Below are 18,783 nucleotides of genomic sequence, written 5' to 3' on the forward strand. Positions count from 1 at the left end.
GGTGGATCGTTCAGGCGGTCGCCAACGGTTTTTTTTGTGCGACGAGCTTGCCGCCTTCCATCCGCACCAATTGGTCGGCGACATCGAAGTAACGGTCGTCGTGGGAAATGACGATGATGGTCTTGCCCAGGTATTTGAGTTCCGGCAACAGCTCGGTGTAGAAGATGCGCCGGAAGGCCGGGTCCTGGTCGGCCGCCCACTCGTCGAACACCAGCACCGGGCGTTCTTCCAGCCAGGCGTTCAACAGGGCCAGGCGTTTACGCTGACCGGTGGACAGGTCGGTGGTGCTGAAGGCGCCATCGCGGATGCTGACCTTGTGTGAGATTTCCAGGCGTTCCAGGTAACGGTTGGCGTCTTCGGGAACGTTCTGCTCACCTTGCACCAATTCGTCGAACAGGTAGTAGTCGGCGAAAATCGTGGTGAACAACTGGCGATAGTCGTCGCGGTTATGCGCCAGGACCGGCTTACCGTTAAGGATGATTTCCCCGCCCTGGGGCGCATACAGCCCCAGCAGCAACTTGATCAGCGTGGTCTTGCCGCCGCCATTCTCGCCGACGATAAACACGATCTCGCCCTGGGCGATGGACAGGTTGACCGGCCCGAGGGCGAAGGGCTTGCTGCCGTCCACCGTCGGGAAGGCGAAATGCACGTCGCGCATTTCAAGGTGTTCGACCACCGGTTTGGGCGCGTCTTTGTCACTCAGCAGCAGGTGCGGTTCCGGTGAAGAAAATTGCTCCGCCAGGTCGGCAATGCGCTTGAACGCAATGTTGGCGCGGCTGACCACCGGCAGGGTGGTGACCAGGTATTCCATCGGGCCCTTCATGTACAGCAGCACCAGCACGAACCCGCTGAGCACCGCTTTATCGGTGCCCAGCCACAGCGATTGCAGGGCCAGCGCCAGGCCGATCACCACGAAAAACAGCATCGAGCCAAGGGTCTTGGCCACCACGAAGGTGTTGACCGCGCGGATGTGCGTGTTGCAGATGAAATCAGCGGTGCCTTCGATACGTTGGCTGAACATGCGTTGGCGGCGCGGACGATGGATGCGCAGTTCCTTGGCGCCGGCGGCAATCGCGCTGTAGTGCTTTTGCAGTTCGTCCTCGGCTTCGCGAGCCGCCTGGAAACCCTTGATGCCCTTGGTCCGGGCCACGTATTGCAGCGCGGTGCCGATCACCAGGGCCACCAGCAGCAAGGCAAACATCGGCAACGACAGGTAGGCCAGGTAGCTCAGGCAGCCGAGGGTGACGGTGAACGCAATGGCCAGCGGCGCGAAGGAAAAGGCGAAATCACTGACGGTGTCGACGTCATGGGTCAGCACCGGAATCAGTCGATAACTGCGGAAGCGCTCGATCTGTTCGATCGGTGCCAACAGGACTTTTTCCCCCAGGGATTTACGCAGCCCGGCAATGATGTGTTGCCCGACATGGTTGGTGCCGATGTCCGACAGGATCGACGTCAGCAACGCCACCGCGCACAGGCCGATAAACGTTGCCAACACCCGGGTCGACGGGGTATCGGCGGCGTTCAGCGCGTCATTGATGGTCGCCAGTAACGCGGTGATGCTGAGGCCACCGAGCATGCCGAGCATGATCGACACCACAACGATGACCCGGAAAGGCCTGAGCAGGCCGAGGACTTCACTGAAGGCTCCGCGGGATTTTGAGGTCATGGAAGTTTCCGCTTCAAGTGCCGCTAAAGGGCAAAGGTTCAAGAGTTTGGCTGCTTAAAAGACGAAACCCGTGGGCGGCGATTTAGCCGCGCACGGGTTTGTTGCAGGTCATGCGACGGGAGGTGGGAGCCTCAAAGATCCCGCGCGACGCGAAAACCGAGCCAGTCGCCACGGGTGTCGGGGTAGGTGGCATTACGGTTGCCCGAACGCGAGAACACCGGTGCTTCACCCCAGTCATTGCCGCGAATGCGCCGGGCGGTGCATTCGCCGGTCAACCAGGCGCTGCCATCGCTCGGTGCGCCGACGTAGTTGTCGTTGTAGCAATCGGCGGTCCACTCATAGACGTTGCCGTGCATGTCGTACACGCCGAAGGCGTTGGCCGGGAAGCTGCCCGCCGGTGAGGTGAAGTTGTATCCATCGGCGGCGCCGTAGGTGTTGGCGTGTTTGGCGATGCTGTATTCCTTGCCTTCATCGAACGGGAAGGGGAACGGGCCACTGCTGCCCGCGCGGGCGGCATACTCACGCAGCGATTCGCTGACCAACCGATAGTGCTTGCCGGTCTTCTTCGAGAGCCAGGCCACATAGGCATTGACCTCGGGGAAGTTCATGCACACCGCCGGATGCCTGGCCGTGCGTTCATAGCGCGGCACGCCGGCCTTGCACTCGCGGCCCGGCCGGGTGTCGCCGTCGGGCATGAGGTAACCGCTGTCGCGCAGGTACGCGTCCCACTCGCCGGCCAGCACCTGAAAGCGGCTGATGGCCAGCGGTTTGGCGAAGGTCACCGGGTGCAACGGACCTTCGTCGGGCTCGCGGCCTACCTCATTGTCCGGGGTGCCCATGGTGAAAGTCCCGGTGGGCAGCACGACCATCTCCGGGCAGTCCTTGCAGTCCTTGAACACTTTGCCGGGCTGGGCGGGGGCGGCGGCCTGAGCGGCGCCCGGCAGCAGGCCTGCAACTACCGTGGCGAAGGCCAGTGCGGGAAGCGTCTTCAGGGAAAAGCTACGCAGCTCACTGTTCATCATTGCTCTCGATAAAAAGTTAAAGGGAATCAGGGGGGGCAACTTCCGCCGCGCCGCAAATCTCCGTAGCAGCTGGCGAAGCCTGCTGCTACAGATCGCATTACGACATTAACCATGGGGCTGGCGATCAGAGCTGTTTGCCGAGCAACGCGATGAAGCGGTCGACTTCAGCTTCGGTGTTGAGCAGCCCCGGCGCCGTGCGGATCACCGGGCCCACGTCGCGCTCCACGGCATCGGCGATCACGCGGTTTTGCATCAGCCAGGCGGCGATCTTGTCGCTGCTTTTGCCCTTGACCCGAAAGAAGCTGAAACCGGATGACAGCTCGGGACTCACGGGCGTGACCAGTTCGATCTGCGGGTGCGCTTGCAGGCGCTTTTTCATATGGCTGTTCAGGGCATGGATACGCGCCTGAACATCGGCCTTGCCCCATTGCAAATGCAGCTTGAAGGCTTCGTTCAGCGCCCAGCGGTGCTCGAACGAGTGGTAGCCGCCCGGTGTCATGGTGGTTGAGAACGCCGTGGCTTCGGAGAAGGTCGGGATGATCGGCGTGACGTATTTGACCTCTTCACTGCGGCTGCAAACGATGCCGGTGCCACGGGGACCGAACATCCATTTATGGGTGCCGGCGATGAAGAAGTCGCAGTTCATGGCGGGAAAACTCAAGTCCTCGACACCAAAACCGTGCACGCCGTCGACCAGGTAAATAATGCGATCGTGGTCGGCGCGATTGCGGTTGTGCTTGTCCACCAGCGCGCCGATGTCAGCGATCGGCAGTTTCACGCCGCTGCCGGAGTGCACCCAGGTCATGCCGAGTACACGGGTTTGCGGTTTGATGTTCTGGTCGATCGAGGCCAGGATCTCCGCTTTGGACACCGTCTGCGGATCCTTGAACAACCTGATCTTGCGCACCCGAGTACCGTCCCGTTGGGTGCGCAGATCGAGAATGGTGTGGGTCGCGTAATGCTCGTGGGCGGTGGTGAGGATTTCCTGGTCCGGGCGTACATGAACGCCGCCGTAAATCATCGCCAGGCCTTCGGTGGTGCTGCCGGTCAAGGCGATCTGTCTGGCATTGGCTTGCAGGTAGCGACCGGCCCAGACACGTACCTCTTCTTCACGCTGCTCGATAACGCCGAGGTCCCAGTCCATCGCCAGCCCGGGGTTTTTATCGAGGGCGGCACGGTGCATCTCGATCGCTTCACGCACAGGCTTTGGGTGCGAGGTGATCAGGAAATTGGAGAAATGCAGGTAATCCGGATCCTGGTCGAACAGCTGCCGCAGTTGTGCCCATTTGTCCCCGGGCGGCGAGGGCACTGGCGTGGCGTTGGCGACGTTGTTCAGGCCGGCAGTCAACGGCAGGCCGGCGGCGAGGATCCCGGCCTGTTTCAGAAAGGTGCGACGATCGCTCATGGTGTGCTCGTGCCTTGTTGTGAAATCAGCGCTGGCTTGGCGGCTTTCTGCACCTGATCCCAGACCCGCAGGAAGTTGCCGCCCCAGAGCTTGGCGATATCTGCTTCGGAGTAGCCGCGCGAGATCAGTTCTGCCGTGACATTGCGAATGTCACCGACGTTTTCCCAGCCTTTGACGCCGCCCCCTTCGTTGAAGTCGGAGCTGATGCCGACATGGTCAATGCCGATTTTGCGCACCGTGTAATCGATGGCGTCCCCGAGGTCCTTGAGGCTGGCTTTGGGTTCTTCTTCGAGAATCGCGTAGAGACGGCTGGCGTACTGGCCGAATTTTTTCTCGGGCCAGGCAGCGATGACCGGATCGCCCGGCATCAATGCCATGGCGAGGTTCGGCAGGGGCGGCAGGTCGAACGCTTTGCGCAGTTCGTTGAGTTTGTCCTGGGTGGTCTGGGTCAGCGGGCGCAGGTATTGGGAGAAACCGACCACCTGCACCACGCCGCCGCTGTTCTTGATCAGCTGCATTTCCTTGTCGCTGAGATTGCGCGGGATATCGACCATCGCCCGTGGCGCCGAGTGCGAAGCGACCATCGGTGTGCGGCTCAATTGCGCGACTTGCTCCAGGGCCTTGGTCGACATTTGCGATACGTCGATGATCACGCCCAGATCATTCAAACGATGCACCGCTTGCTTGCCCAGGTCCGAGAGGCCGTCGAGGGCATCCGGCGAATCGTTGAAAAACGGCAAGGGACGCGAAGAGTCGGCCCAGTCGTTATTGCCGATGTAGCTGAAGCCGAACATGCGCATGCCGCGTGCCGTCCACAGGTCCAGCAGGTTCAGGTCGTGGCCCAGCGGGTAGGCATTGAGCATGCTGATGAAAATCGCGAACTTGCCTTCGCCGTGCAAGCGACGGAAATCGTCGGGGGTGTAGGCAATGGCGACCTGATTGGGAAAATCACGGACCATCCCGGAAATAATCTTGTAGCGGATCTCCTGCTGGTTGCGTGCCTCTTCGACAAAACCGGCGGTGGGCTTGTGCGGCGCGTTGGCGCCATTCCACAGTTCCGGCCAGCCGAAAATCGTCAGGGCCGCGCCGGACAGGCGTCCGCGGTTGGCCTTGACCAAGTCGAACTGCCCCGTTCCGTCCTTATCGGCTTCGTTGCCCTGGGTGCCGAAGTTCTGCATCAGGGTGATGTGGCTGTCGAAGGAGAGCATGCGCTCGTGCAACTCGTCGGCCTGTTGCATGACCTTGATCGGGTAACCGGGGGTGTCCGTGAATCCGTAATACCAGACTGCGAAGCTCGCGCCGGCGCTGATCGCCAGGGCCAGCGGCAGGCCGATGTAAAGAGCCTTTTTCGAACGTGGTTTTGTCATTGCCATCTCTGTCAGGTTCGCCGCCCCGGTGCAGGCGCAGGGGCCTTTGCTATCTGGGAGGAACGAGTGGCTGGCAGAAAAAATTAGGAGATAGCGAGATACCTGTGGCGAGGGAGCTTGCTCCCGTTGGACTGCGAAGCAGTCCTGAAACCTGCAACCTCGTTCTGCCAGGCACACCGCATGCGCCGGATTTACGACTGCTTTGCAGCCGAGCGGGAGCAAGCTCCCTCGCCACAGGGGATTGTGTTTGGCACGCTTAAATTTCCCCGCACAACAAACGTTCTAGCTTGGATAAAGCCTGCTTCATGGCTGACACAGGTAGGGCAATGACGATTTCTCGACGATGGTTCATGGCAGGCCTGGCGCTGACTGGCGCTGCCGTGCCTGCGGCTTATTATGGGCATCGCGAATGGACGAAGCCGGACCCGACGATTACCCCCGGCGAGGCGACGGTCGACCTCGCGGACACCGCGGGTCAGCAGTTGGCCAACTCGCTGCGAGGCATCTGGGATATCCGCTTCGAAGGTTCGCAAGCGGGCCTCGACGGTTTACCGCAGCACGGGCTGGAGCTGTTTCTCGACATCGCTCAGCGCGGCCGTGGCCTGCGTGGCTGCCTCGATACCGCGCAGCAGTTACGCGGTGAAGCCGAGCCGCGTTATCGGGTGATCGGCGACCTGGTGTCGCCTGACGCCAGCCAGCTGTACTGGCGCCTGATCGATCGGCAATCGGCCAACGGCGCGCCGGCTTATGAGCTGGCGGTCACGTTCGATGAGGTCTGGGCCGATTTCGGCAATGCCGGCAGTGGCACCCTCAGCGGGCGGATCCTGCGCCTGGATCGCCCGCTCGGTTTGCTGGAACTGGACAATCGTTTTGTCGCGCGCAAACGGCTGTTTCCCGAAGCCCGTGAGCGTGTGGGGTTGAATCCGCCGTTGCTGGCGTGGCTGATTTCCCCCGAGCACCGTTTGTTCCACCAGCTCTGGCACGCCTCGCGGGACAAATGGCACAAACTCTCCAAGGACCAACAGGACGCCTTGCGCGGCATCGGCTGGCAGCCGGGCCCGCGAGGCAATGAGCGCGATGCCCGGGGGCCGCGCAAAGACCGTAATGGTTCGGGAGTCGACTTTTTCTTCATGCACCGGCACATGCTCGGCACGGCGCGTTCGATGCAGGACCTGCCGTCCTGGTCGAGCTTCCCGATGCCGCAGCCGGAGCTTGAACGCGACCGTCAGGGCTTCGCCCGCTATTTCGACAATCACGATGGCACGGCGCTGCCGCCCACCTGGCTGGCCGCCGAAGACACCGAGTACACCCAGTGGGTCAGCGACATCAAGACTGCCGAGACCTACCACAGCAATTTTCAGGTATGGGAGTCCCGTTACCGCGACCCGCGTTACCTGTCGAAGCTGACCCTGGGGCAGTTCGGTTCGGAGGTGGAACTGGGGCTGCACGACTGGCTGCACATGCGCTGGGCCTCGGTGCCACGGGATCCCTCCAACGGTCAGCCGGTGCCTTTTGCCCGGGATCCGGCGGACTTTGCCGCGCGCTGGTATGCGCCGGAAAACGACTTCCTCGGTGACCCGTTTTCATCCCACGTGAACCCGGTGTTCTGGCACTTCCATGGCTGGATCGACGATCGCCTGGAAGACTGGTTCCGCGCCCACGAGCGTTTCCATCCGGGGGAGCTCAGTCGGCTTGAGGTCAATGGCGTGCCTTGGTTCGCCCCGGGGCGCTGGGTTGAAGTCGATGATCCGTGGCTCGGCCCGAGCACCCACGGTTGCAGCACTACGCCGGGATTGCAGGTCGGCAAGTCGGTGGAAATGGACCCGGAAACCATGAAGCTGGCGCTGCGCATTACCTTCGGTACGGATGAAAAGAAACTCGCGGGGCTGTTCCGGCGGGTGCCGCAGCGGCCGTGGTATGCGCGGAATCTGAAGGTCAAGCCGCTGAGTTCGTAAGCCAGGCACTTGTGGCAAGGGAGCAAGCTCCCTCGCCACACAGTTTTTGGTGACGGATAACCTCGATCAAAGCACCTGCCACCCCCCACCCAACGCCTTGTACAACGCAATGCTCGCCTGCAACCGCGACAACCGCAGTTGCACATTCGAGTCCTGCGCCGCATACAGCGTGCGCTGCGTTTCCAGCACCGTCAGCCAATCCTCGGCGCCAGCCTGATAGCGGCTTTGCGCAATGTTGAACGCGGCCTGGGCCTGGTTCAGTTCTTCGCGTTGCCACTGCCGCTGTTCATCCAGGCCGCGAATGCTGTTGAGGGCTTTTTCGACGTCGGCAAACGCATTGATGATCGCGCCTCGGTAGGCTTCCAGCAGTTCTTGTTGGCGGGCCGTGGCCTTGTCGCGCTCGGCACCGAGGCGGCCGTTGTTGAAGATCGGTGCGACCAGCCCGGCGGTGAGGTTGTAGAACGGGCTGCGCAGAATGTCGCTGGCCGTGTTGGCGCCCGAGCCGATGTCGGCGCTGAGGGTCACGGCGGGCAACATGGCTGCGCGTGCGACCGTGACGTTGGCCTGGGCGGCGGCCAGTTGCGCTTCGGCGCGGGCGATGTCCGGGCGGCGGCTGAGCAGTTCGCTGGGCAATCCGGCATCGATGGCAGGCCATTGCAGTTGATCGAAGGATTCGTGGCTGGGCGGAAGTTGCTGAACCGGTCGGCCCAGCAGGGCGGCGAGGTTGATCCGGGCGTCCTCGGCTTGCTGGCGAATCAGCGGCAGTTGCCGTTGTTGCGCCGCCACCAGGCTTTTTTGTTGGGCCAGTTCCAGCGCGGTGGCCGAGCCTGAGTCGAAACGGGTCTGCACCAGTTTCAAAACGTTCTGTGCATTGGCCAGGTTCAGCTCGGCAATGCGACTTTGTTCATCCAGCGACAAGGCTTGCGCGTAGCTGTTGGCCACGCCGCTGAGCAAGGTCAATTCAACCGTGGCCTGATCGAACTCGCTGGCGCGCAGCCCGAATTGCGCACTGTCCCGGGACGCACGTTTGCCGCCCCAGAAGTCGATTTCGTAACTGGCGCTGAGGTTGGCGTCAAAGTAGTCCACGGCCTTATTGCTGCTGTCGGCATCGAGTTGGCTGTAGCCGTTGCCGCGCAACAGTTTTTGGCGGTTGGCGTTCATGCCGGCCTTGATCTCCGGCAGCTGCGAGCCGCCGGCAATCACTGTGTCGGCCCGGGCCTGATGCACCCGAGCGATGGCGGCGGCGAGGTCATAACTGCCGACGCGGGCCTGTTCGATCAGGCGATCAAGCTGCGGGCTGCCGAACTGCGTCCACCATTGTCGACTCGTCCGGGAGGCACTTTCATCGTGTGGTGATTGCCAGGCCGGCGGTGGTTGAATGCCGCTGTCCGGGCGCGCAGCCGGGTGGCTGCAGGCGCCGAGTAACAGGCAAAGGGTCAACAGGCTCAGTTGCGGTTTCATAGATCGATCATTCACTGGTAAGGGCCGTGACCGGGTCGAGCCGGGCAGCTTTGCGGGCCGGCATGAAGCCGAAGACAACGCCGGTGATCAGTGCGCAGGCGAAGGCGCCGATGACCGCCGCCAGGGAAAAGGCCACCGCGACTTTGCTGAGCACCAATGCGCCGCCGACGATCAGCGCCAGGGCGATGCCGGCGATCCCGCCGACCACCGAGAGCATCACTGCTTCAGTGAGGAACTGGCGCAATATGTCGCGCTGACGGGCGCCGGTGGCCATGCGGATACCGATCTCCCGGGTCCGTTCGCGCACGGTCATGAGCATGATGTTCATCACGCCGATGCCGCCCACCAGCAGCGAGATCGCCGCAATCGAACCGAGCATCAGCGACAGCGTATTTTGCGTGCGCGCCTCGGCCTGAATCATCGCGGCGTTGTTGGTCAGTTCGAAATCGTGTTTGCCGTCGTGCAGGCGCAGCATCAACTGCTCGATGGCCTTTTCGGTCTCTTTGACCTTGCGCGCGTCGGCCGCGGCAATGGCCACGTATTCGGGGTTGTGGGTGCCGAACAGCCGGACACTGGCGGCCGAGTAGGGCACGGCAATCCGATTGTCGCTGTCGGAATCGCCGGAACTGGCGCCTTTTTCCGCGAGCACGCCGACGACCTGAAAGGGCACGTTTTCGATCAGGATGTATTGGCCGATGGGGTTGGTGACGTCCTTGAGCAATTTGCTGCGCACCTTGTGGCCGATCACCGCGACCGCCGCGGCGTTGCGTTCATCGGCCTCGGTGAAGTAACTGCCCTCGACCACCGGCCAGTTGAAGATCGCCGGAAAGTTGGTGTCGTTGCCGCCGACGTAGCTCAGATGGTCGAGGTTGCCGAAGCGCACCCCGGCTTCGGCGCCGTTGACCGGCATGATTCGCATGACTTGCGGCAGGCTGGCCAGCGCGGCGACGTCATCCAGGGTCACGATGCCGGGCGGTGTGCGTGGATTGGGAGCGGAGCCGCTGAGGTAAATGATGTTTGAGCCGAACGCGCCCATCTGCGCCATGACCTGACGCTTGCTGCCTTCGCCGACGGCCAGCATCACCACCACCGAGGCGACGCCGATGATGATCCCCAACAGCGTCAGGGCGGTGCGGAAGCGGTTGATCCACATCACCCGCCAGGCCGCGTGTACCGCATCCACCAATTCACCTTTCCAGGCACCGGTGGCCTCGCTGCCTTCGCTCAGCCGCTTGCGCAAATCCACCGCTTGCAGCGCACCGGGATTGGCCGAGGCCTGCACGGCGGGGTTGTCGCGGGCGCTGTCGCTGATGATCAGGCCGTCGCGGATTTCGATCACGCGTTTGGCTCGCGCCGCCACGTCGCGGTCGTGGGTGATGAGGATCACCACATGGCCCTGGCTCGCCAGTTCGTCGAGCAGTGCCATGACCTCGGCGCCGCTGTGGCTGTCGAGGGCACCGGTGGGTTCGTCGGCGAGGATGATGTGGCCGCCATTCATTAATGCGCGAGCGATGGACACCCGTTGCTGCTGGCCGCCGGAGAGCTGGTGCGGACGGTTGCCGGTGCGTGCTGCCAGGCCGAGACGGTCGAGCAGGGCGGCGGCGCGGGCGTGGCGTTCGGCCGCTGGGGTGCCGGCGTAGATCGCCGGCATCTCGACGTTTTCCTGGGCCGAACCGGACGGAATCAGGTGATACCCCTGAAACACGAAACCGAATGCCTCGCGGCGCAGCCAGGCCAGTTCATCGCTGTCGAGTGCCGCGACATTTTCGCCGGCGAACCGATACTCGCCGGACGTTGGCCGGTCGAGGCAGCCGAGGATGTTCATCAGCGTCGATTTGCCGGAGCCGGAAGCACCGACGATCGCCACGAACTCCCCGGCGTGGATCGACAGGTCGATGCCGCGCAACACATGAACTTCAGGCGCGTCGCCGCCACCGTAGGATTTACGAATGTCCTGCAGGTCGATCAGAGGCGTTTGCATTCAACCTCCGCTGCCGTCGGCGGGGCCGATCAACAGGTGATCGCCTTCGGCCAGTCCGTCGAGGATCTGCACCTTCAGGCGGTCGCTGATGCCGGTGCGCACGGTCCGTTGCTCGATGCTGCCGTTCTGGGCGACCACCCGAGCCGTTTGACTGTCGGCCTGCGGGCCGCCCTGCAAGGCGGCGACCGGCGCGGTAAGGACGTTTTTTGCCTGGTTGGAAACGAAGAACACTTGGGCGGTCATTTCCGCCATCAGCGCGTTGTCGGCGTTGTCGACGTCCAGCAGCACCGTGTACAGCACCACGCGGGCCGTCCCGCTTTTACTGGAACTGGCTGGACTGCCGCCGCCCTGGCTGGTCTGATCCAGTGGTTTGGGCGGTATCGGCAAAATCTGCCGCACCGTGCTGCTCCAGCGCCGGTTACCGCCGCTGAGCGTGGTGAACCAGGCGCTCATGCCGGGTTTGACGTGGCCGATGTCAGCCTCCGAGACCTCGGCCCAGACCGTCATCGGCGACAGTTTGGCGATGCGCAGGATCAGCGGCGTTTGTTGCTGGGCGTTGAGGGTCTGGCCTTCGCGGGCATCGAGGGCCACGACCGTTCCGCTCATCGGTGCGTAAATGCGCGTATAGCCGAGTTCGGCCTGATCGCTGCGCAGGTTGGCCTGGGCCTGGCGGATCTGCGCCTCGAACATGTCGATGCGCGCCTGGGTGGTGCGCAGTTCGGCCTGGGCCGTTTGCACGTCTTCGTCCCGTGTCGCGCCGCCGGCGGCGAGGTTCTGTTGACGCTGATATTTCTGCCGGGCCAGGTCGTGCTGTGCCCGCTGCTCCTGCAGCTGCGCCTTGAGGTTGTCGATGGAAAAACGCCCGGCGTCGAGTTTGGCCTGTTGGGTGGAGGGATCGATTTCCACCAGCAACTGGCCTTCCTTGACCACGTCACCGACCTCCACATGGATCTTCTGGATCTGCCCGGAGGCCTGGGCGCCGACATCGACATACCGCCTCGGTTGCAGGGTTCCCAATGCCGTGACGCTGCTTTCAATGTCGCCGCGCGCGACCTGGACCGTGGCGAAGCGGTCACGACCCGCTGGCAAAACCTGCCAGGCCGCGATGGCGATAACGGGGATCAGACAAAGGGCAACAAGCAGGGCGCGTCGGGTGTGACGGGGACGTTTCATGCAGGGTTCCGGCCAATAGGATTCGGCCCGTCATTCAACTTGCGCGCAAAACCTGGCGGCAGCTGAACGCTGTCGGAGGACCGACAGCCACGGGGAGCTGTCCTGTAAACGAGGGAAGGGGCGGGGAATTTAAGCGTTGAGGCTTTGAGTGACAGACAGGTATAGAACAGCACTATTTAGCAGGCAAATGGAAACAGCACTTTAAATCTATATGAGAATTACTATAAATTACGCACTCGAAGTCGCCATCATCGTGCCATTGCCTATTTGGGCGGTGGCGGATCTGGTTCAAGGATAGAAACCGCACCCCGTGCGGCCGGGAGTCATGTTGGAAAACTACTATCGCGAGCTGGTGTGTTTCCTGAACGCCAAGCTAGGCAACCGCCAGGTGGCCGAAGATGTGGTGCATGACGCGTATCTGCGGGTACTGGAGCGTTCCAGCGACACGCCGATCGAACAACCCCGGGCGTTCCTTTATCGCACCGCGCTCAACCTGGTGATCGACGACCACCGACGCAATGCCCTGCGTCAGGTCGAGTCGCTGGACGTGCTCGACAGCGAAGAACGCTACTTCATCCCTTCGCCCCACAACAGCCTCGATCACGGTCAGCGCCTGGACATGCTCCAGCGCGCACTGGCGGAATTGCCACGGCTGTGTCGCGAGAGCTTCCTGCTGCGCAAGATCGAAGGCCTGTCACACCCGCAAATCGCCGAGCACCTGGGTATTTCCAAAGCGCTGGTGGAAAAGCACATCGTCAATGCCATGAAGCATTGCCGGGTGCGCATGCGTCAGTGGGACGTCGCTTAAATCAGTCCTCGTTAAATTTTTTTTCATTGTCCTCGTTCCTATTCAACAGACGATCTGCCGCCGCCAAAGGCCGGTCAGGTCACCCAGGCTTTATCCCCGCAGCTGCGGGGTTTATCCAGAGGACACTGGAAATGACACAGGCAATTGCATCGCCCATCGTTCACGACCTGATCGGCGTTGGTTTCGGCCCTTCGAACCTGGCCCTGGCCATCGCCCTGCAAGAGCGCGGGCTGAGCCAGGGCGAGCTGGATGTGCTGTTTCTCGACAAGCAGGCGGACTACCGCTGGCACGGCAACACCCTGGTCACCCAGAGCGAACTGCAGATTTCTTTTCTCAAGGACCTGGTGACGCTGCGCAACCCGACCAGCCCGTATTCCTTCGTCAACTATCTCAAGCACCATGGTCGTCTGGTGGACTTCATCAACCTCGGCACCTTCTATCCGTGCCGCATGGAGTACAACGACTACCTGCGCTGGGTCGCCGGGCAATTCACCGGGCAGAGTCGCTACGGCGAGGAAGTGCTGACCATCGAGCCGGTGCTGCATAACCAGCAGGTCGAGGCGTTGCGAGTGATCTCGCGTGATACCCAGGGTTTGCAGCATGTGCGTACCACCCGTTCGGTGGTGGTCAGCGCCGGCGGTACACCGCGGATTCCCGAAGCGTTCAAGGCACTGAAGGATGACGGTCGGGTGTTCCACCATTCCCAGTACCTGGAGCGCATGGCCAGGCAACCGTGCGTGAACAACCAACCGATGAACATCGCGATCATCGGCGGCGGGCAGAGCGCGGCGGAGGCCTTCATCGACCTCAACGACAGCTTCCCGTCGGTGCAGGTAGACATGATCCTGCGCGGCTCGGCCTTGAAACCGGCCGATGACAGCCCCTTCGTCAACGAAGTGTTCTCGCCGGAGTTCACCGACCTGGTGTTCCAGCAGGCCAGCAGTGAACGCGAGCGTCTGGTCAACGAGTACCACAACACCAACTATTCGGTGGTGGACATCGACCTGATCGAGCGCATCTACGGGATCTTCTACCGGCAGAAAGTCTCGGGCATCGCGCGGCATGCGTTCCGTACCCTGACCACCGTCGAAAAAGCCATCGCCACCGAACGCGGTATTGAACTGACTGTGCGCAATAATGCCACCGGAGAAGTCTCGGTTCGTCGTTACGACGCGGTGGTGCTGGCCACGGGTTACGAGCGTCAGATGCACCGCAAACTGTTGGCGCCGCTGGAACAATACCTGGGCGATTTCGAAGTCGATCGCAATTACAGGCTGATCACCGACGAGCGTTGCAAGGCCGGCATCTACATGCAGGGTTTCTGCCAGGCCAGCCACGGCTTGAGCGACACCTTGCTGTCGATCCTGCCGATCCGCGCCGATGAAATTGCCGGCTCGTTGTATGACCATGGCAAATCCCGCGGGCATGGCCGGTCGGTCAGGGACTTGTTGTTGGCTACTGCCAGCTAAGATTTTGTGGCGAGGGGGCTTGTCGGAACGCCCCCTCGCCACAGGTTTGCGATCAACCTGAACCCTTCCTGAAGAACCCCGAGATTCCCCCTGCAACACCCCTGCGCAGCGTTTACTCTCTAGATATCGCGGCGTAAGCTTCACGCGTTTTCATCAATTAGCGGAGACCCACAGTGGGTACTTGTTCGAGTGACAGTTGTCGGCCGGTCTCGGTAACCGGCATTTTCCCGGCAAGATAACGCGCAGCCTTTTTCTGCCGTTGTCTCGCCGTAAAGCGAGCAGCGGCATCCCGATCGTGGCCGGTTTTGGCCCGACTCCCGACGTCCTCTCATCGACGCTGAACAGCGTGTGATGTTCGACCCCGTGTCGTCATCGCAGCGCCTCGACACGCCTGCTCGACGGTTTCCCGGCTGACCCTGGGGGGCACTGCCATGAACCTGACCTGGCTGAAAGAATTCTTCGCCGGATTCCTGCGAAACCGTCACATCGCCCGGCACTTCCGTCGACTGGCGCTGCTGGAAAGCTTCACCGACACCACGGTCAGCCGTGAAGTCCCGCCGACGCTCGCGCAAACCCTGGTCGCCGCCGCCAACAGCGACACCGGCCAATTGCTGGATAACCTCGGCAGCCACACCGACGGCCTGAGTGAAGCCGAAGCCGATGCCCTGCGCGAGCAACATGGCCTCAATGAAGTCGAGCACGAGCAACCGTTGCCGTGGTGGACCCACCTGTGGCACTGCTACAAAAACCCGTTCAACCTGCTGCTGACCTTGCTGGCGGTGATCTCCTGGCTGACCGAAGACATGAAAGCCGCCATCGTGATTTTCTCGATGGTGGTGCTCTCGACCTTGCTGCGTTTCTGGCAGGAAACCAAATCCAACCAAGCCGCCGACGCGCTCAAGGCGATGGTCAGCAACACCGCCACGGTGATGCGTCGGGAGGTGGCGAACAACGGTGCGCAACGCCTCGAATTGCCGATCAAGCAACTGGTGCCGGGTGACCTGATCGTGCTCTCGGCCGGTGACATGATTCCTGCCGATTGCCGAGTGCTCAACGCCAAGGACCTGTTCGTCAGCCAGGCCGCGATGACCGGTGAATCGATGCCGGTGGAAAAATTCCCACGTCAGCAGGACAACCACACCCACAACCCGCTGGACCTCGACAACATCCTGTTCATGGGCACCAACGTGGTGTCCGGCACGGCGATGGCGCTGATTCTCACCACTGGCAACAACACCTATTTCGGCGCGCTGGCGCAGCGGGTCGGTGCCACCGATCGTGCGCCGACTTCGTTTCAGACCGGGGTCAACAAAGTCAGCTGGTTGCTGATCCGCTTCATGTTCGTCATGGCGCCGCTGGTATTGTTCATCAACGGTTTCACCAAGGGTGACTGGACCGAAGCGTTGCTGTTCGCGCTGTCGATCGCCGTGGGCCTGACCCCTGAAATGTTGCCGATGATTGTCACCTCGACCCTGGCAAAAGGCGCGGTGTTCCTGTCGCGCAAAAAAGTCATCGTCAAGCGCCTCGATGCGATCCAGAACTTCGGCGCCATGGACGTGCTCTGCACCGACAAGACCGGCACCCTGACCCAGGACAAAATCTTCCTCGCGCGCAACGTCGATGTCTGGGGTAACGATTCCGATGACGTGCTGGAAATGGCCTACCTCAACAGCTACTACCAGACTGGCCTGAAAAACCTGCTGGACGTGGCAGTGCTGGAGCACGTGGAGATCCACCGTGAACTGAAAGTCGGCACGGCGTTTCGCAAGGTCGACGAGATTCCGTTCGACTTCACCCGTCGGCGCATGTCGGTGGTGGTGGCCGAGCGTGAGCAGCCGCATCTGCTGATCTGCAAAGGCGCGGTGGAGGAAGTGCTGGCGGTGTGCACCCGGGTGCGCCACGGCGATGCCGACGAGGCGCTGAGCGATGAATTGCTGGCGCGGATTCGCCAAGTCACCGCCACCTTCAATGCCGAAGGCCTGCGGGTGGTGGCGGTGGCGGCGCGGCCAATGATCGAGGGCCGCGACACTTACAGCCTGGCCGATGAACAGGCGCTGACGCTGATCGGTTATGTGGCTTTCCTCGATCCACCGAAGGAAAGCACCGCGCCAGCACTCAAGGCCCTGGCCGCGCACGGTGTGGCGGTGAAAGTGCTGACTGGCGACAACGAACTGGTGACCGCGAAAATCTGCCGTGAAGTCGGGCTGGAGCAGCAAGGCCTGCTGATGGGCAACGACATCGAACGCATGAGCGACGCCGAGCTGGCGGTGGCGGTGGAGACCACCAACGTCTTCGCCAAACTCACGCCGTCGCACAAGGAGCGCATCGTCCGCCTGCTCAAGGGCAACGGTCACGTGGTCGGCTTCATGGGCGACGGCATCAACGATGCGCCAGCCCTGCGCACTGCCGACATCGGTATTTCGGTGGACAGCGCGGTGGACATCGCCAAGGAAGCGGCGGACATCATCCTTCTGGAAAAGAGCCTGATGGTGCTGGAGGAGGGCGTGCTGGAAGGGCGGCGGACCTTCGCCAACATGCTCAAGTACATCAAAATGACCGCCAGCTCGAACTTCGGCAACGTGTTCTCGGTGCTGGTGGCCAGTGCGTTCATTCCGTTCCTGCCCATGCTGCCGATGCACCTGCTGGTGCAGAACCTGCTCTATGACATTTCGCAGATCGCCATCCCGTTCGATAACGTCGATGAAGACATGCTGAAACAGCCCCAACGCTGGCAGCCAGCGGACGTCGGACGCTTCATGCTGTTCTTCGGCCCGATCAGTTCGATTTTCGACATCAGCACTTTTGCGTTGATGTGGTACGTGTTCGATGCCAACACCCCGGACCACCAGACCCTGTTCCAGTCCGGCTGGTTCGTGGTCGGGTTGCTGACCCAGACACTGATCGTGCACATGATCCGCACGCCGAAGGTCCCGTTCCTGCAAAGCCGCGCCGCCATGCCGCTGCTGGTGATGACGGGCATCATCATGGCCGTGGGGATTTTCCTGCCGATGGGGCCGCTGGCGCATTACTTCAAACTGCAGGCGCTGCCGTCGCTGTATTTTGTGTTCCTGCCGGTGATTCTGCTGGCGTACATGGCACTGACCCAGGCGGTGAAAGGTTTCTATATTCGGCGGTTTGGCTGGCAGTAAGGCTGCCAAAAGTAGGAGCTGTCGCAAGCTGCGTCAGCTCCTACGAAGGCCGCGATCTTTTGATCTTTAAGTCGGACAGAGCGCCCTATTTTTAGGAAAAGTCCTACAGAACGCTTCCCGAGTCTTCCGTAGCCTTGCCGCCTCACTCATCAGCCATTGACCTGGAGGCCCGCGATGACCAATAAAGCCTTGCGCATCCTGATCGCCGACGAACAGCATTTTCACCGGCTGAAAACCGAGCGGTTGTTCAATCAGCTCGGTTATTACCGGGTGGCACCGGTGCACAGCCTTGTGCAGATACTGACCTTGGTCGAGTACGGTTGCGAGCCGTTCGACCTGGTGGTCATCAATGCCTCTCTGGCGGCAGGGGCATTGGATCTGTCCGGGTTCTTGCGCGATAACCGCCAGGTTCACCACGCCTTGATCTACGAAGACCACGCGGCGCTGCCGGATTTAGCCGCCATTCGACGGCTGATGGAGCTCATCGATCCGCCTGCGTGTGAAGCTGCATCGCCACTGGATCAGGAGCGGAGTCGACAACGGATCGGTTGAGTCCAGGGTTACCGTTCGTCGGTACTATCATTTCTGATAGGTACATTTCTCCTGCTTTCCGTGCAAAAGTCATTGCGCAGCCGCTGCGTCTATCCCGGCGGTTACCGGCGGGCAATCGTTGAGTTTTTGCAAAGGAATTGCCATGAAGAAAGCGCTGATTGTGGACGATCATCCGGTGGTACGTGCCGCAGTCACACTTGTACTCGAGCGGGAAGGCTTCAAACTCATTTTTGAGGCGTCCAGTGTTGGCGAGGCCTTATCGATACTTCGTGAGCATGCAGTCGATCTGGTGATACTGGATCTGGTTATGCCCGGTGGCGATGGGCTGGAGCTGCTGGACCGGATCAGGGCCAATGGTTGGCTATGTCTGGTACTGGTTTTCACTTCCCTGGATCCGCTTTTTTTTCAAGAGCGTTGCATGCGTGCCCGGGCCATGGCTTATGTCGCCAAGACCCGCTCCTTGCAACAATTGCAAAAAGCCGTGCACGCCGTCATGGCCGGTTACACCTTTTTCGCGCGGTTGCCTGCGGGATCGCAGGACCCCCGGCAACGCAGCGAAAAAGAGATGATCGATAAACTTTCCAACCGCGAACTGACAATCCTGCGGTATTTGGCCCAGGGCATGAGCAACAAGGCGATCGCCGAACGTATGCACCTGAGTCACAAGACCGTCAGCACCTACAAGACCCGCTTGATCGAAAAACTGGGCGTGAACGCTGCGGTACACCTGCGCGATTTCGCCAAGCGTAATCTTCTGATCTCTGAGTGAACT

At 61.4% G+C, this 18,783-nt stretch carries 13 protein-coding genes; 6 read left to right on the top strand and 7 right to left on the bottom strand.

Annotated elements, in window-relative coordinates:
- Positions 1-10: 10 nt before the first annotated feature.
- The 4 genes from ACEN8R_RS05140 to pvdM all read right to left on the bottom strand — a co-directional run bounded on the left by ACEN8R_RS05140 (position 11) and on the right by pvdM (position 5,463).
- Complete coding sequence (locus tag ACEN8R_RS05140; protein ID WP_018925345.1) at positions 11-1,669, bottom strand: cyclic peptide export ABC transporter; 1,659 nt, start codon at positions 1,667-1,669, stop codon at positions 11-13.
- A 131-nt stretch (positions 1,670-1,800) separates the two neighbouring features.
- Positions 1,801-2,688 carry a dihydropyoverdine dehydrogenase gene (pvdO, locus tag ACEN8R_RS05145; RefSeq protein ID WP_018925346.1) on the bottom strand — a complete coding sequence of 296 codons (888 nt, stop codon included), beginning with the start codon at positions 2,686-2,688 and terminating at the stop codon, positions 1,801-1,803.
- Between the two features lie 127 nt (positions 2,689-2,815).
- The gene (gene pvdN, locus ACEN8R_RS05150; protein ID WP_495624600.1) at positions 2,816-4,096 is read right to left on the bottom strand and encodes a pyoverdine-tailoring periplasmic protein PvdN; all 1,281 of its coding nucleotides are present in this window, start codon (positions 4,094-4,096) and stop codon (positions 2,816-2,818) included.
- On the bottom strand, positions 4,093-5,463 hold the full coding sequence (gene pvdM, locus ACEN8R_RS05155; protein ID WP_495624601.1) for a pyoverdine-tailoring dipeptidase-like protein PvdM: 1,371 nt from the start codon (positions 5,461-5,463) through the stop codon (positions 4,093-4,095). The genes pvdN and pvdM overlap by 4 nt, the downstream gene beginning before the upstream one ends.
- Before the next feature lie 326 nt (positions 5,464-5,789).
- On the opposite strand from pvdM, the gene pvdP reads away from it, so the two are divergent.
- A complete protein-coding gene (pvdP, locus tag ACEN8R_RS05160) occupies positions 5,790-7,418 on the top strand; it encodes a pyoverdine maturation tyrosinase PvdP (protein ID WP_495624602.1) in 1,629 nt (542 codons plus the stop codon).
- A 66-nt stretch (positions 7,419-7,484) separates the two neighbouring features.
- Here the strand turns inward: pvdP and ACEN8R_RS05165 are convergent, their stop codons facing one another.
- From ACEN8R_RS05165 to ACEN8R_RS05175, 3 genes are read right to left on the bottom strand one after another with little or no spacing between them, the layout of a single operon-like run.
- Positions 7,485-8,879 (bottom strand): efflux transporter outer membrane subunit, encoded by a 1,395-nt coding sequence (locus tag ACEN8R_RS05165; protein ID WP_495624603.1) that lies wholly within the window; start codon positions 8,877-8,879, stop codon positions 7,485-7,487.
- Positions 8,880-8,886: 7 nt separating this feature from the next.
- A complete protein-coding gene (locus ACEN8R_RS05170) occupies positions 8,887-10,860 on the bottom strand; it encodes a MacB family efflux pump subunit (RefSeq protein WP_495624604.1) in 1,974 nt (657 codons plus the stop codon).
- Positions 10,861-12,033: an efflux RND transporter periplasmic adaptor subunit gene (locus ACEN8R_RS05175; protein WP_495624605.1), complete on the bottom strand. Its 1,173-nt coding sequence runs from the start codon at positions 12,031-12,033 to the stop codon at positions 10,861-10,863.
- Between the two features lie 325 nt (positions 12,034-12,358).
- Between ACEN8R_RS05175 and ACEN8R_RS05180 the strand changes: the two genes are divergently transcribed.
- The 5 genes from ACEN8R_RS05180 (at position 12,359) to ACEN8R_RS05200 (ending at position 18,780) form a co-directional block, all read left to right on the top strand.
- Complete coding sequence (locus tag ACEN8R_RS05180) at positions 12,359-12,841, top strand: sigma-70 family RNA polymerase sigma factor (protein WP_019579945.1); 483 nt, start codon at positions 12,359-12,361, stop codon at positions 12,839-12,841.
- A 131-nt stretch (positions 12,842-12,972) separates the two neighbouring features.
- The gene (locus ACEN8R_RS05185; RefSeq protein WP_495624606.1) at positions 12,973-14,310 is read left to right on the top strand and encodes a lysine N(6)-hydroxylase/L-ornithine N(5)-oxygenase family protein; all 1,338 of its coding nucleotides are present in this window, start codon (positions 12,973-12,975) and stop codon (positions 14,308-14,310) included.
- A 431-nt stretch (positions 14,311-14,741) separates the two neighbouring features.
- The gene (gene mgtA, locus ACEN8R_RS05190) at positions 14,742-17,459 is read left to right on the top strand and encodes a magnesium-translocating P-type ATPase (RefSeq protein ID WP_495624607.1); all 2,718 of its coding nucleotides are present in this window, start codon (positions 14,742-14,744) and stop codon (positions 17,457-17,459) included.
- 174 nt (positions 17,460-17,633) lie between these two features.
- Positions 17,634-18,011 carry a response regulator gene (locus ACEN8R_RS05195; protein ID WP_495624608.1) on the top strand — a complete coding sequence of 126 codons (378 nt, stop codon included), beginning with the start codon at positions 17,634-17,636 and terminating at the stop codon, positions 18,009-18,011.
- A 142-nt stretch (positions 18,012-18,153) separates the two neighbouring features.
- Entirely contained in the window at positions 18,154-18,780 is a 627-nt protein-coding gene (locus ACEN8R_RS05200; protein WP_018925357.1) for a response regulator transcription factor, read from the top strand.
- Positions 18,781-18,783 lie beyond the last annotated feature (3 nt).

The sequence above is a fragment of the Pseudomonas sp. Pseusp15 genome, assembly GCF_059492165.1.

Coding starts and splice junctions, on each gene's coding strand:
- pvdP (WP_495624602.1), top strand. CDS start 5,790: ATGACGATTTCTCGACGATGGTTCATGGCAGGCCTGGCGCTGACTGGC.
- ACEN8R_RS05175 (WP_495624605.1), bottom strand. CDS start 12,033: ATGAAACGTCCCCGTCACACCCGACGCGCCCTGCTTGTTGCCCTTTGT.
- ACEN8R_RS05170 (WP_495624604.1), bottom strand. CDS start 10,860: ATGCAAACGCCTCTGATCGACCTGCAGGACATTCGTAAATCCTACGGT.
- pvdM (WP_495624601.1), bottom strand. CDS start 5,463: ATGACAAAACCACGTTCGAAAAAGGCTCTTTACATCGGCCTGCCGCTG.
- ACEN8R_RS05165 (WP_495624603.1), bottom strand. CDS start 8,879: ATGAAACCGCAACTGAGCCTGTTGACCCTTTGCCTGTTACTCGGCGCC.
- pvdO (WP_018925346.1), bottom strand. CDS start 2,688: ATGAACAGTGAGCTGCGTAGCTTTTCCCTGAAGACGCTTCCCGCACTG.
- mgtA (WP_495624607.1), top strand. CDS start 14,742: ATGAACCTGACCTGGCTGAAAGAATTCTTCGCCGGATTCCTGCGAAAC.
- pvdN (WP_495624600.1), bottom strand. CDS start 4,096: ATGAGCGATCGTCGCACCTTTCTGAAACAGGCCGGGATCCTCGCCGCC.
- ACEN8R_RS05180 (WP_019579945.1), top strand. CDS start 12,359: ATGTTGGAAAACTACTATCGCGAGCTGGTGTGTTTCCTGAACGCCAAG.
- ACEN8R_RS05195 (WP_495624608.1), top strand. CDS start 17,634: ATGACCAATAAAGCCTTGCGCATCCTGATCGCCGACGAACAGCATTTT.
- ACEN8R_RS05140 (WP_018925345.1), bottom strand. CDS start 1,669: ATGACCTCAAAATCCCGCGGAGCCTTCAGTGAAGTCCTCGGCCTGCTC.
- ACEN8R_RS05185 (WP_495624606.1), top strand. CDS start 12,973: ATGACACAGGCAATTGCATCGCCCATCGTTCACGACCTGATCGGCGTT.
- ACEN8R_RS05200 (WP_018925357.1), top strand. CDS start 18,154: ATGAAGAAAGCGCTGATTGTGGACGATCATCCGGTGGTACGTGCCGCA.